Raw genomic sequence first — 12484 nt, 5'->3', positions numbered from 1 at the left:
TTCCCGGCCGGTCGTGCGGCGATGACCTCGAAAAATGCCCCGGGTGCGGTCGGCCAATTCTCGTCGGCGTTTTTCACGAGTTCGTGAGCCGACCGAAACTGCACAGTGGTCCATGCCTGGTGAATGTGCCGCCGGTCACCTCCGACAGCCTAGCGGGCGTCGGCCTCGCGTGGGACGTTATCGATCGCTTCGGCTGGGCATCATCCCACCTGACCCGGGAGACCGGCGGCCCGATCTTCGGTCCGCCCATCCGAGGAGGGAAGCTTCGATGGGGGAGAAGGTCGTGGCAGGTCGGTTCGATCTGTCCGATCGCCAGCGCTACCGCCGGAAGCTGCGGAAGTGTCTGACGGGCCTGGAGCGGCTGCTGGAGGCGAAGCGGTTCGACCGCCCCAAGAACCTCATGGGGCTGGAGATCGAGTTGAATCTCACCGGTGCCGACGGCATGCCGAAAATGTTGAATGGGCAGGTACTCGAACGGATCGCGAGCCGCGACTTCCAAACAGAACTCGCCATGTTCAATCTGGAAGTCAACATAGCCCCACATCGATTGCAGGGGCGGGTATTCGACCGGCTCGCCGAGGAACTCCGTACCTCGCTGGCATATGCCGACCGAAAAGCGGGTGAGCTCGACGCGGGAATCGTGATGATCGGCATTCTGCCGACCCTCGACCGCGACGACCTGGTCTCCTCGAACCTCTCCGACGTCGACCGCTACGCCCTCCTCAACGACCAGATCGTGGCTGCCCGTGGCGAGGACTTCACGCTCGACATCGACGGCGTGGAGCATCTGACGTGCACGTCGAAGTCGATCGCACCCGAGGCCGCCTGCACCTCCGTGCAACTGCATCTCCAGGTCACCCCGGGGCGCTTCGCCGACGTGTGGAACGCGGCCCAGGTGGTCGCCGCGGCCCAGGTCGCCGTGGGCGCCAACTCGCCCTTCCTCTTCGGGCGGGAGCTGTGGCGCGAATCCCGCCCACCGCTGTTCCAGCAGTCCACCGACACCCGTCCGCCCGAACTCCAGGCCCAGGGCGTGCGGCCGCGCACCTGGTTCGGCGAGCGGTGGATCTCCTCGGCGTACGACCTCTTCGAGGAGAACCTGCGCTTCTTCCCGGCCCTGCTGCCGATCTGCGACGACGAGGACCCGCTCGAGGTGCTCGACGCCGGCGGCGTGCCCAAGCTCGCCGAGCTCGTCCTGCACAACGGCACCGTGTACCGCTGGAACCGCCCGGTCTACGGCATCGCCGACGGCGTCCCGCATCTGCGCGTGGAGAACCGCGTGCTGCCCGCCGGGCCCACCGTCACGGATGTCATCGCCAACGCGGCCTTCTACTACGGCGTCATCCGCGCCCTCGCCGAGGAGTCACGGCCGGTGTGGACCCGGATGCCGTTCGAGGCGGCGGCCGCCAACTTCGACGCGGCGTGCAAGCACGGCATCGACGCGCGGCTGCGCTGGCCCCGGCGGGGGAGGTACGGCGGGACGACCGAGGTCGACGCGGTGAGCCTCGTACGCGACGAACTGCTGCCGTTGGCCGAGGTCGGCCTGGAGGCGTGGGGAGTCGAGTCGGCCGACCGGGATCTCTACCTCGGGGTCATCGAGGAGCGGTGCCGCAGGCGCATGAACGGCGCGTCCTGGCAGTCGGCGACCTTCCACCGGGCACTGGAGTCGGGGCTGAGCCGGGAGGCGGCGCTGGCGGCGACGACCCGCCGGTACCGCGAGCTGATGCACCGCGGGGATCCGGTGCACACCTGGCCGGTCGGGTTGCTGGAGCCGGTGCCGCTGGGGTGACCGCCGAGGCGGTTGCCGAGAGAGGTCCTGTCAGCCCGTCAGCCCTGCCTGCCCGGTGTCCCCGCCTCCACGATCGCCTTCAGGATCACCGAGTGGATCTGGGACGGGTCGGTCACCTCGTGGCCCGAGCCTCCCGTCGCCTCGGCGATGCGGTCGGCCTCCTCGCGGTCGGCGTCGGGGCCGACGGCGATCATGATGAGGGGGACCGGGCGCTCGGGGCTGGTGAGCCGCTCCAGCCGGGCGATCAGGTCGGTGCGCGAGATGCTGCCCGGGTCCTCGTTGACGCCGTCGGTGAGGACCACCAGCGCGTTGAACTTGCCCTTGGTGTAGGAGGCGGTCGCCGCCTTGTACGCGGCGAGCGTGGTGTCGTACAGACCGGTCGCGCCGTTCGGTACCGGCGCCAGGTCGCCGAAGGCCGCGGAGAGCCGGTCGCGCTGTGTGCCGTCGCCCTTCCGGGCGCCCAACCGCTCGGTCGGCACGCGGACGCGGTAGTCCTTGTCGCCGTCCAGCGCGGTGGAGAAGTCCCACAGACCGATCTCGTCGTCGGTCGTGAACGTGGCGAGAGCCTGCAGCAACGACGCCTTGGTGACGTCCATCCGCGACCGCCCCGTGCCCGGCACCGGCTCGGACATGGACGCGGAGGCGTCCACGACCGTGGTGATCCGCGCGCTCTGCACGGTGATCGTCCACACCCCGAGCGCCTCCTGGACCGCGACCTCCGAGGCCGGCCGGCCCGGCGGCTGCGCGTACGGCTGCGGGCTGCTGCCGCCGGCCCGGGTGACCAGCGTGTCCGGCACCTCGTCGTCGGAGGTCCTGAAGCCGTACCGCTCCAGCAGCCGCTGCTGCCGGGGATCGCGGAGGTAGCTCATGAACCGGATCGCGGCCCGGCTCTCGTCGGTCGTCAGCCCCGTCTGGTCGAGGAGGGCGTACGGGTAGTCGAGCCGGGGCGAGCCGTCCTCGGGATAGAAGAGGTCCAGGCTTCCCCCGCCGTCCGCCCCGGAGTTGTACGTGTACGCCGCCTGCTCGCTGACGACCAGCGCCTGGTTCCGCTTCGGATTGGCCCGCTCGGTGCCCGAGGAGTCGCGCGGCAGCGTGTCCAGGACCTGGCCGTCACTGTCGCAGACGCGCCGCGACAGCGCCTTCATCAGCGCCGCGGCCTGCGTTTTCCCGCCGTCGACCCCGGCGGCGGCCGCGCTCAGCCGGGTGAGGGCGAGCAGCCCCGTCGCGCTGCGCGCGGGATCGGCCGCGCCGAGCCGGAGGGAGTCGTCGCGCAGGGTGGCGCCGGCCAGCTCCAGCCAGCCGTACGTCTTCTTCGGCCACCCCAGCGTCTTCGCGGCCGCGGGCACCATCGCCACCCCGACCGGCGTGGAGGCCACTTGGCCCACCGTGGAGACCTCGGTCGTGCCGCCCTCCGCCGTGAGCCGCCGCACCCACACCTCCGAGTCCGGCACCCACACCTCGGCGCCCGGGTCCTCGCCCGCCAGGAGCGCGTCCGCGACCTTGTACGACTCCCGCGCGCTCACCGTCACGGCGACGCACCGCCCGTCGGAGGTGAGGTCGGCCTCCCGCGCCTGCTGCGCCGCCGCTTCGAGGGCGGGAGCCAGGTCGGGGGACGCGGCCAGGGCCAGGCGTACCGGGTCGTCCTGGCAGGAGGAGCCGAAGGAGAGCAGCCCGCCCTTGACCGCGGCGGCCGTACCGCCTGCGACGGCCAGGACGAGGGCCGCCGCGACGGCCACCGTACGGCGGCGTGCGCGTCGGCGGGGGTCGCCTCGGCGGGGGTCGCTGCCGCCCGCCCCATACTGATCGGGCAAGCTGTGACGTCCCATGACGGTGGTGCCCCTCCCTGTTGCCCTGCTGAACCTCGTGCCGGAGTCCGGCCGTATGGCAGGCAAAGGGGCGGTACGCCCCGTACGGCGCCCGTCCCCCCAACGGCCTGTCGCGCACGGTCTTCGTAACTGCTTTCGAGACCCTAGCGGCGTGGCGATGAGGATGCGGCGGGATTACTCAACTGGAGGCAGGTGTGCAGGGCGAGGCAGGCCCCGTGGCCGATTCTTTTCCGCATGAGCGGCCCTCGCGACGGATTCTCCGTGATGAGACGCTGCTCGTTCTGGGGCTTTCGCTCGGTGCGAGCGGTGTGTCCGCCCTGATCAGTTTTGTCGGATCGGTCACCAAACCGGGCGGTCTCAAGGACCAGGCCGCCACCCTCAATGCCTCGGCCGCGCCGGGCCGTCCCTGGCTGGATCTCGCCTGGCAGCTCTTCGGGATCACCACCGCGCTGGTGCCCGTCGCCCTCGTCGCGCACTTCCTGCTGCGTGAGGGAGCGAGCCTGCGCACGCTCGGCTTCGACCGCACCCGCCCCGGGCCGGACCTCGGTCGTGGAGCGGCGATCGCGGCGGTGATCGGCAGCACCGGAATCGCCTTCTACCTGGCCGCCCGTGGGCTCGGCTTCAACCTCACGGTGGTGCCCGAGGCGCTGCCCGGCGTGTGGTGGAAGTACCCGGTGCTGATCCTGTCCGCCCTGCAGAACGCGATCCTCGAAGAGGTCATCGTCGTCGGCTATCTGCTGCGCCGACTGGGCCAGTTGGGCTGGACGCCCGGCACCGCGCTGGTGGCCAGTTCCGTACTGCGCGGCTCCTACCACCTCTACCAGGGCATCGGCGGCTTCCTGGGCAACATGGCGATGGGCGTGGTGTTCGTCTACCTGTACCGGCGCTGGGGTCGGGTGGGCCCGCTGGTCGTGGCGCATTCCCTGCTCGACATAGGGGCGTTCGTGGGCTATGCACTGCTGGCCGGGAAGGTGGGGTGGCTGCCGACGGCGTGAGCCGTTCCGAGGGGGCGTACGACGGTTTCGTACGCCCCCTCCGGCGTTCCCCCGGCCGGACCGGAGCCAGGCCCTGCCTGGGCCTAGGCGATCAGCTCCCCCTCGATGACGGTCACCGCGCAGCCGCTCAGCAGGGTGCGGTCGCCGCGCAGCTCGGTGCGGACGCGGCCGGAGCGCGGGGAGGCCTGCAGGCCGGTGAGTTCGGCCCGGCCGAGGCGCTCGGACCAGAAGGGGGCGAGGGCTGTGTGGGCGCTGCCGGTGACCGGGTCCTCGTCGATGCCGATGTTCGGGAAGAAGCAGCGGGAGACGAAGTCGTAGCCCCGGGTGGGGTCTTCGGCGGGTGCGGTGGCGATGATGCCGCGCTCGGAGTAGGCGCCGAGGGCCTTGTGGTCGGGGGTCAGGGCGCGGACCGTCTTCTCGTCGGCGAGTTCGATGAGCAGGTCGCCGACGTTCGGGCCGGTGTCGAAGGCGACGAGCGGCTCGGCGCCGAGGGCCTGCGCGACTCCGTCCGGGACCTCGACCGGCGTGAGCGGAGCGGTCGGGAAGTCGAGCGTGAGGGAGCCGTCCTCGCGGGGCGTGGCGACGAGGACGCCACTGCGGGTGGCGAACCGCACGGGCCCTTCGTGGGCGCCGGTGCTGTGCAGCACGTGGGCCGTGGCCAGCGTGGCGTGCCCGCACATCGCCACCTCGGCGACCGGAGTGAACCAGCGCAGCGCCCAGTCGGCCTCTCCGCCTTCGTTCAGTCGGTGCGCGAACGCCGTCTCGGCGTGATTGACCTCCATGGCCACCTTCTGGAGCCAGTCGTCCTCCGGGAAGGCGTCGAGCAGCAGGACCCCGGCCGGGTTGCCGGCAAAGGGGCGGTCGGTGAAGGCATCGACGATTCGAATCCGCATGACGCCGACGCTAAGGGGTGCGGCAAGGGGGCGGCCAAGGCCAATTCGGGGGTGCTGGACCGATTTCGGGGAGGAAGGGCCGCGGTCGGGGGCACCGGCGCCCTATGGCCGCGTACCGATGGCGTGGTCGATCGCGGAGGCGACGTCGTGAGCCGTGTGGGTGGGCTCGTAGGAGCCCTGCGTCCAGGGCCGACCGTCCGTCACCCACACGCTGCGAAGGCCGAGCGCGTCGGCGCCTGCGATGTCGGCGTGCGGTGAATCGCCGATGACCCACGCGCCGGGGAGGGCGACGCCGACGGCCGCGGCTGCCGCCTGGAAGATCTCCGGCTCGGGCTTCTTGTGGCCGACGGCTTCGGAGACGACCCAGCCCTGGACGAGTTGGGCGAGTCCGGTGTTGCGGATCTTCGTTTCCTGCGGGGCGGTGCGGCCGTTGGTGACGATGACGCAGGTCCAGCCGTCGGCCTGTGCGTTCACCAGCGCCCGGCGGGAGGAGTGCGCCAGGCGGACGCGGTCGGCGGCGCCGGTGTCGAGAAGGGCCCGGACGGCGGGAGCCGGTACGCCGTCCCCGTATCGGTCGGCCATGGCTTCGGCCAGCTCGTCGCGGGCGGTATAGCCGCCGGCGTCCGCGGCCATGAGCCACGTGAGGTCCGAGGCGGGCAGGCCGTGCTGGGCAAGGAAGTCGGCGGCGGCGTGCCGGAAGGCCGCATCGCGGTCGACCAGCGTGTTGTCGAGGTCGAGCAGCAGTAACGGCATGGACGGCAGTAGATCACGGGCTCCTGTCCTGTCTCATCGAAGTTGGTCGTCCGGGCGCCGCCGACCTGTGTGGACTGGATTGAGTACGACGCGTGGGCTCGGTTCGTTGAGACAGACCGGCACTCTCGTGCCTGCCGCATTGCGTGGCGAGGCTAGGACTCGCTCGTTCCTGAGCCGGACCGGACGGCCAGGTCGCCTCCGGGCAACGATACGAAGCGCCATCCTGGTGGGCCCGTGACCTGCCAGGCTTCGAAGGACGGATCTGACGAGCAGGTCAGGTGGTGGCCTGTGTCGAAGACGAGACGCAGCGTGCCGGATCTGAACGCGATCGCCGACAGCACCTTCGCTCCGAAGAGTGCGAGGGCCGCTGCGACGTCCTGCGATTCCGGTTCCAGGAGCACGGACGGGTTGGCGTGGACTGTCCCGTCCGCGAGGTTGACGGGTGCTTCCAGCGCGATTTCCCAGTCCGAGTCGAGGGCCAGCACGAGCCGGCAGTCCACGCTGATCTTGGTGACGCGCATCCCGCGAAGGTTCAGGGTCCACCGGTCCTCGTGCTCGACGGGACTCTCTTCAGTGCTCACTACGGCACTTTGGCTGATTCGACAGTCGAGAGCCATGGGATTTCCGGGACAACTCCGAAACCTCGGCATCCTTGCCAGGCGAGCTATTCCGATATATCGTTGAAGCATCGCGACAGATCAACGATGGAATGGAGTGATTGCGATGCGTTCCCATGGATTCGAGCGTGGACACGGTGGGCACGGTCACCACGGCCGGGGCGGTTTCGAGGGGCTTCGCGGCGCCTTCGGGCCGTTCGGGCCGGGGGGTGGCCCCGGCTTCGGTGGGCCTGGATTCGGGCCCGGCCCCTGGGGGCCGAGGGGTGGTCGCGGCGGGCCGCGAGGGAGGGCGCGGCGCGGTGATGTGCGCGCCTCGATCCTCGCCCTGCTGAAGGACCGCCCCATGCACGGCTACGAGATGATCCAGGAGATCGCCGAGCGCAGCGGCGGGGCGTGGAAGCCCAGCCCCGGCTCGGTGTACCCCACCCTCCAGCTGCTGGAGGACGAGGGCCTGATCGCCAGTGAGACCGAGGGCGGCAAGAAGCTGTTCTCGCTCACCGAGTCGGGCCGCGAGGCGGCCGAAGGAGGGCCCGAGGCGCCCTGGGAGGAAGCCTCCCGCGGTGTCGACTGGGAGGCCCTCGGCGAGATCCGTCAGGCCGGCTTCGGTCTGATGGAGGCCTTCGGGCAGGTCTGGAAGACGGGCAACAAGGAGCAGCGCGAGAAGGCGCTCGCCGTCATCAACGAGTCCCGCAAGAAGCTGTACCTGATCCTCGCCGACGAGGACTGAGGTGCGGAGTGAGAAGAGTCGGCGGTCTCCCCGCCGTGGGTGAGGCCGCCCGTGAGCGAAGGCGCCCCGTGGAGTGATCCGCGGGGCGCCTTCGTGGGTGCCGGCACCGCCTGGTCGGTGCGGGTGTGTTCAGGTCACCAACCCCGCCAGCTTGCGCAGCGACTCGTTCAGTGCGGCCGTCGCCGAGTCCTTCAGCTTGCCCGCCATCAACGACACCGCCGCACCCGTGAACTCCCCGTCGATCCGCACGGCCGTGGCGCCGTCGCCGTCCGGGGTCAGCGTGTAGCGCGTGGCCACGGTCACCGCCATCGGGCCCTTGCCGCGAATGGCGAGCAGCCGCGCCGGTTCCAGTTGCTCGATGGTCCACTCGACCTCGGCCGGGAACCCCATGAGCTTCATGTTCTCCTGGAAGGTCCCGCCCACTTCGAGGGCCGTCGGACCGCCGCCCGGGAAGCTGGTGTGGGTGGCGTTCCACTGTCCGTACGCCGACCAGTCCGTCAGCTGCGCCCAGACCTTTTCGGCCGGTGCCTCGATGCGTGCCTCCGCGCTGACTTCGGCCATGCGACCACCCCTTCGTCTCGGGCTACGGTGTCGCGGAACGTAGCCGCGGGGCGTGGAACATTCAATACTGATGAACCGTCAGAAAATGTGGAGACGTCGGATCACCGCCGCGTCGAACAGATCCCACGCGCGCGGGTACGCGCTCTCCTCGTGGCAGTGCCACGCCGCCCAGAACAGGTCGGCGAGCAGGGCGTCCTCCGGCGCGTAGACCCGGTAGACGTACTGCCTGCCGTCGACGGCAGGCAACGCCACCAGCCAGCACCCGCGCTCCATGTCCCTGTGGGACGTGCGGCGGAGCGCCATGGTTGCGTACGGAGCGCAGGGCAAGGCGGCGCGCGCCCCTCGGGGTCGTGCGGCGTGATCTCATCCGTAAGGAGGAGATCACGGCCGACGGAGTCCACTCTGTGTGGGACGCGAAAATGCTTCCTCTCGGGGATGACCTGGCTCGAAGTGGTTGATGGGGTAGGGGATGTGCAACCCCGTATCCCCCGGCAGTCGGCTCAGGAGCAGGACTGTCGGCGCCCGGACGCCGCGGCGGACGATGCCAGGCTCAGCGACGAGCTGGCAGCGGTGATCTCCGGTGCCCGCCGTCGGGCGGTCAGGGACGGGGACCGGCAGATCGACACGGCTCATCTGCTGCACTCGCTCCTGGAGCGCGACCCTGACGTGTACGCCGTCTTCGGCGACGGACCCCAGATCGCCCGCCTGCTCGGCTACCTCGTGCAGCGCAGCATCGGCTACGGCCTGCGCTGGCAGGGCACCGTCGAGGACTCCGGCGCCGTCCCCGTGGTGCTGGACGGCGAGGGCTTCTCCCCGCTGGCGGCGAGCGCCATGGAGCACGCCTGCCGACGCGCCGCCCGGCGTGGCGACCCGCAGGCCCGCGGCGTCGACCTGCTCGCGGCGATCGTGACGGACCCGCAGGCACGCGCCGTGGAGGTGCTCGCCCGCGCCGGCATCGACGCGAACGCGGTACGCGCCCGCATCGACGAACGCCGGGACGAGTACGCCGCCGACGGCGAAACGACCCGCTAGGTCGACGCCCCCGCCGCTCCCCACCCTGCCGTGGGCCGTCTGCCTCCAGGCCGCGTTCGTCTCCCCGCCCCACCCCGCCCCGCCCGCCCCCAACACCCCAGTCCACTCGGCGAGACAGGTGTCATCGGGGATGACGCTCATGTCATCGCCTGTCATCATGTGCCCGTGCGTATGTCTGAGAGCAGTCAGGTCGGCCGTGGCAAGGGCGTCGGGCTCGGTCTGGCGATCGGGTCCGCGGTCGCCTTCGGAGGATCGGGTGTGGCGGCCAAGCCGCTGATCGAGGCGGGGCTCGACCCGCTCCATGTGGTGTGGCTGCGCGTGGCCGGCGCCGCCCTGGTGATGCTGCCGCTCGCCGTGCGCCACCGCGCCCTGCTGCGCAGCCGTCCCGCGCTGCTCGCCGGGTTCGGCCTGCTCGGCGTGGCCGGTGTGCAGGCGTTCTACTTCGCCTCGATCTCCCGCATACCGGTCGGGGTCGCGCTGCTCGTCGAGTACTTCGCCCCCGCCCTCGTGCTCGGCTGGGTGCGGTTCGTGCAGCGTCGGCCGGTGACACGTGCCGCCGCGCTCGGCGTGGTCCTCGCGGTCGGTGGCCTCGCCTGCGTCGTCGAGGTCTGGTCGGGCCTGAGCTTCGACGCCCTCGGCCTGTTCCTCGCGCTCGGCGCGGCGTGCTGCCAGGTCGGCTACTTCGTCCTGTCCGACCAGGGCGGCGACTCCGGCGAGGCAGCGCCCGACCCGCTCGGCGTCATCGCGTACGGCCTGCTCGTCGGCGCCGCCGTCCTCAGCGTCGTCGCCCGCCCCTGGAACATGGACTGGTCGGTCCTCGCCGACACCGCCCACATGAACGGCACCCCGGTCGCCGCCGCCCTGCTGCTGGCCTGGATCGTGCTCGTCGCCACGGTCGTCGCCTACGTCACCGGTGTGCTCTCCGTGCGACGGCTCTCGCCGCAGGTCGCGGGCGTGGTGGCGTGCCTGGAGGCCGTCATCGCGACCGTTCTCGCCTGGTTCCTGCTCGGCGAGCACCTCTCCGCGCCGCAGATCGTCGGTGGCGCGGTCGTCCTGGCCGGCGCGTTCATCGCGCAGTCGTCCGCACCCGCCAAGAGCCCCGCCGAGCCGGTGGCGAGTGGCGGCCCGGAAAGGGAATTGTCCGCCCGCGGAAACGTTGCCTAAGCTGCGTGACCATGCCTTCGACACTCGTTCTTCCGCCTCCGGCCGCCTGAGGCGGGCCCTCCGGAAGCCGCGCCCCGATGCCTGACGGGAACTGAACCCCGCGCATCGCCGGGCGGAACGGTGCTGCCCGCAGAAGAAGTCCACGGACCCCGCTGACCCGGGGCTCCCTCCCGAACTTCCGCGCACTCGCGCATCTGCGGAGAACAACTCGTGTCGAACCATGCCTCCGGCCTGCCCATCGGGCGAGGCCTCCTCTATCTGATCGTCGCCGGTGCCGCCTGGGGCACCGCGGGCGCCGCCGCCTCCCTGGTCTACCGGACCAGTGACATGGGGCCGATCGCCCTCTCCTTCTGGCGCTGCGCGGGCGGCTTCGTGCTGCTCCTCGCCGTCCGCCTCCTGCGGCCTCGCGCCCGGACCGCGCAGCTGACCGCAGCCGTATCCGAACCCCTCGGCCGCAAGGCGCTGCGGGCCGGGGTCACGGGTGTCGGGCTCGCGGTGTTCCAGACCGCCTACTTCGCGGCCGTGCAGGCCACCGGACTCGCCGTGGGCACCGTCGTCACCCTCGGCGCCGGCCCCGTGTTCATCGCGCTCGGCGCCCGGCTGACCCTGGGGGAGCGGCTCGGCCGCGGGGGTGTCGCGGCGGTGGCGGGTGCGCTCACCGGGCTCGCCGTGCTCGCGCTCGGCGGCGAGGGCGCGACCGTACGACCGTGGGGCGTGCTCCTCGCGCTGGTGTCCGCGGCCGGGTACTGCGCGACGACCCTGCTGACACGCAAGTGGGGCCGTTACGGCGGGGCCGACGCCGCCGGTACGACCGTCTGGGCCTTCGCGGTCACCAGCCTGTGCCTGCTGCCGCTCGCCCTCGCCGAGGGACTGCTGCCGCACACGGCCGACCTCGCCCGGCTCGGCTGGCTCCTGGCGTACATCGCGGCCGTGCCCACCGCTCTCGCGTACGCCCTCTACTTCGCGGGCGCGGCCGCCGTACGGTCGGCCACCGTGTCCGTGATCATGCTGCTCGAGCCGGTCAGCGCGGCGGTGCTCGCCGTCGTCCTGCTCGGCGAACACCTGACAACCCCGACCCTCGCCGGCACCCTGCTGATGCTCGGGTCGGTCGCGGGTCTCGCGGTGACGGAGACGCGCGGGGCGCGGCGGGAGCAGGAGCGGGAGCGGGATCCGCTCCCGGCATGACGCCGAGGGGCCCCGCACCGCACGGGTGAGGGGCCCTTCGCCGTAGCCTCCGCCGTCAGGCCGTCCGGCGGCGCAGCATGTGCTCGCGCGCTGGCCCGGCACCGGAGTTGGACCGCCGCGCAGAAGCTGGTCGGCTCACCGTGCTCGTACGGTGCCGAAGTCGTGGACGTCCAGCCACCGCTGCCACTCCCCGTCGTCGCGGGGCGCGTCCCAGGGGTGGACCGGCATCACAGGGCTCCGAGGTAGCCGGGGAGTTCGGTGCCCGGGGCCAGGTCGGGGTCCCCGACGGGCGCGTCGTAGCCCTTGCGCAGCGGGACGACGCCGGCCCAGTGGGGGAGGGCGAGGTCCTCGGGCTCGTCGTTCACGCCGCCGGTGCGGAGCTTGGCGGAGACCTCGTTCAGGTCGAGGCGGATCACGGCGGTGGCGGCCAGCTCCTTCTTGTTGGCGGGCCGGGAGTCGGCCGACCGGCCCGGCACCACGTGGTCGACCAGGGCATCGAGTGCGACCCGCTTCTCCTCGGGGTCCGTCACGTCGTACGCGAGGCCGTGCACGACCACGGACCGGTAGTTGATCGAGTGGTGGAAGGCCGAGCGGGCCAGGATCAGCGCGTCGACATGCGTGACCGTCAGGCACACCGGCAGCCCCGGGTCGGCCTGTCCGGTCATCCGCAGCGGGCGCGAGCCCGTCGAGCCGTGGACGTAGAGCGTCTCGCCGACCCGGCCGAACAGCGTGGGCAGCACGACCGGCGCGCCGTCACGCACGAAGCCGAGATGGCAGACGTAGGCCTCGTCGAGGACCGCATGCACCAGCTCCCTGTCGTACGAGGCCCGGTCCGGGGAGCGGGTGGGGACGGTGCGGTCGGTCGGCGTGTAGGCGGCGGTCGGCGACGTCGGCTGCGGGGTCCCCTGCATTGCGCTCTCCATTGCACTAGTGCATAATGTGGTT

At 71.4% G+C, this 12484-nt stretch carries 13 protein-coding genes; 6 read left to right on the top strand and 7 right to left on the bottom strand.

Annotated features, from left to right (window positions below; translation table 11 throughout):
- Window positions 1-268 precede the first annotated feature (268 nt).
- Complete coding sequence (locus PBV52_RS07180) at window positions 269-1786, top strand: glutamate-cysteine ligase family protein (RefSeq protein WP_274237456.1); 1518 nt, start codon at window positions 269-271, stop codon at window positions 1784-1786.
- A 38-nt stretch (window positions 1787-1824) separates the two neighbouring features.
- Here the strand turns inward: PBV52_RS07180 and PBV52_RS07175 are convergent, their stop codons facing one another.
- Entirely contained in the window at window positions 1825-3612 is a 1788-nt protein-coding gene (locus PBV52_RS07175) for a substrate-binding and VWA domain-containing protein (protein ID WP_274237455.1), read from the bottom strand.
- 194 nt (window positions 3613-3806) lie between these two features.
- On the opposite strand from PBV52_RS07175, the gene PBV52_RS07170 reads away from it, so the two are divergent.
- Window positions 3807-4607: a CPBP family intramembrane glutamic endopeptidase gene (locus tag PBV52_RS07170; RefSeq protein WP_274237454.1), complete on the top strand. Its 801-nt coding sequence runs from the start codon at window positions 3807-3809 to the stop codon at window positions 4605-4607.
- An 83-nt stretch (window positions 4608-4690) separates the two neighbouring features.
- Here the strand turns inward: PBV52_RS07170 and PBV52_RS07165 are convergent, their stop codons facing one another.
- The 3 genes from PBV52_RS07165 to PBV52_RS07155 form a co-directional block, all read right to left on the bottom strand.
- Complete coding sequence (locus PBV52_RS07165) at window positions 4691-5500, bottom strand: PhzF family phenazine biosynthesis protein (RefSeq protein WP_274237453.1); 810 nt, start codon at window positions 5498-5500, stop codon at window positions 4691-4693.
- Between the two features lie 102 nt (window positions 5501-5602).
- Window positions 5603-6253 carry an HAD family hydrolase gene (locus PBV52_RS07160; protein WP_274237452.1) on the bottom strand — a complete coding sequence of 217 codons (651 nt, stop codon included), beginning with the start codon at window positions 6251-6253 and terminating at the stop codon, window positions 5603-5605.
- Window positions 6254-6405: 152 nt separating this feature from the next.
- Entirely contained in the window at window positions 6406-6834 is a 429-nt protein-coding gene (locus PBV52_RS07155; protein WP_274237451.1) for a DUF6188 family protein, read from the bottom strand.
- Between the two features lie 142 nt (window positions 6835-6976).
- Between PBV52_RS07155 and PBV52_RS07150 the strand changes: the two genes are divergently transcribed.
- The gene (locus PBV52_RS07150) at window positions 6977-7597 is read left to right on the top strand and encodes a PadR family transcriptional regulator (protein ID WP_274237450.1); all 621 of its coding nucleotides are present in this window, start codon (window positions 6977-6979) and stop codon (window positions 7595-7597) included.
- A 129-nt stretch (window positions 7598-7726) separates the two neighbouring features.
- Here PBV52_RS07150 and PBV52_RS07145 read toward each other — a convergent pair whose 3' ends face one another.
- Together PBV52_RS07145 and PBV52_RS07140 are read right to left on the bottom strand one after the other, a co-directional pair.
- Window positions 7727-8158, bottom strand: a complete 432-nt coding sequence (locus PBV52_RS07145) for an SRPBCC family protein (RefSeq protein WP_274237449.1) — start codon at window positions 8156-8158, stop codon at window positions 7727-7729.
- A gap of 78 nt (window positions 8159-8236) precedes the next feature.
- A complete protein-coding gene (locus tag PBV52_RS07140) occupies window positions 8237-8431 on the bottom strand; it encodes a hypothetical protein (protein ID WP_274249307.1) in 195 nt (64 codons plus the stop codon).
- A gap of 198 nt (window positions 8432-8629) precedes the next feature.
- Between PBV52_RS07140 and PBV52_RS07135 the strand changes: the two genes are divergently transcribed.
- From PBV52_RS07135 to PBV52_RS07125, 3 genes are all read left to right on the top strand, one after another.
- Window positions 8630-9190 carry a Clp protease N-terminal domain-containing protein gene (locus tag PBV52_RS07135; RefSeq protein WP_274237448.1) on the top strand — a complete coding sequence of 187 codons (561 nt, stop codon included), beginning with the start codon at window positions 8630-8632 and terminating at the stop codon, window positions 9188-9190.
- 171 nt (window positions 9191-9361) lie between these two features.
- Window positions 9362-10354 carry a DMT family transporter gene (locus PBV52_RS07130; protein ID WP_373921838.1) on the top strand — a complete coding sequence of 331 codons (993 nt, stop codon included), beginning with the start codon at window positions 9362-9364 and terminating at the stop codon, window positions 10352-10354.
- 210 nt (window positions 10355-10564) lie between these two features.
- Window positions 10565-11539, top strand: a complete 975-nt coding sequence (locus PBV52_RS07125) for a DMT family transporter (protein ID WP_274237446.1) — start codon at window positions 10565-10567, stop codon at window positions 11537-11539.
- 227 nt (window positions 11540-11766) lie between these two features.
- On the opposite strand, the gene PBV52_RS07120 is transcribed toward PBV52_RS07125, so the two are convergent.
- Entirely contained in the window at window positions 11767-12450 is a 684-nt protein-coding gene (locus tag PBV52_RS07120; protein ID WP_274237445.1) for a pyridoxamine 5'-phosphate oxidase family protein, read from the bottom strand.
- Window positions 12451-12484 lie beyond the last annotated feature (34 nt).

The sequence above is a fragment of the Streptomyces sp. T12 genome, assembly GCF_028736035.1.
Lineage (GTDB): Bacteria > Actinomycetota > Actinomycetes > Streptomycetales > Streptomycetaceae > Streptomyces.
The sequence above is the reverse complement of the archived record's forward strand: the minus strand, read 5'-3'. Positions and strand labels throughout refer to the sequence as shown.

What these genes read in the sequence shown, in the direction of transcription:
- PBV52_RS07130 (WP_373921838.1), top strand. Translation starts at nt 9,362, where the DNA reads ATGTCTGAGAGCAGTCAGGTCGGCCGTGGCAAGGGCGTCGGGCTCGGT.
- PBV52_RS07180 (WP_274237456.1), top strand. Translation starts at nt 269, where the DNA reads ATGGGGGAGAAGGTCGTGGCAGGTCGGTTCGATCTGTCCGATCGCCAG.
- PBV52_RS07120 (WP_274237445.1), bottom strand. Translation starts at nt 12,450, where the DNA reads ATGCAGGGGACCCCGCAGCCGACGTCGCCGACCGCCGCCTACACGCCG.
- PBV52_RS07140 (WP_274249307.1), bottom strand. Translation starts at nt 8,431, where the DNA reads ATGGAGCGCGGGTGCTGGCTGGTGGCGTTGCCTGCCGTCGACGGCAGG.
- PBV52_RS07160 (WP_274237452.1), bottom strand. Translation starts at nt 6,253, where the DNA reads ATGCCGTTACTGCTGCTCGACCTCGACAACACGCTGGTCGACCGCGAT.
- PBV52_RS07150 (WP_274237450.1), top strand. Translation starts at nt 6,977, where the DNA reads ATGCGTTCCCATGGATTCGAGCGTGGACACGGTGGGCACGGTCACCAC.
- PBV52_RS07165 (WP_274237453.1), bottom strand. Translation starts at nt 5,500, where the DNA reads ATGCGGATTCGAATCGTCGATGCCTTCACCGACCGCCCCTTTGCCGGC.
- PBV52_RS07145 (WP_274237449.1), bottom strand. Translation starts at nt 8,158, where the DNA reads ATGGCCGAAGTCAGCGCGGAGGCACGCATCGAGGCACCGGCCGAAAAG.
- PBV52_RS07175 (WP_274237455.1), bottom strand. Translation starts at nt 3,612, where the DNA reads ATGGGACGTCACAGCTTGCCCGATCAGTATGGGGCGGGCGGCAGCGAC.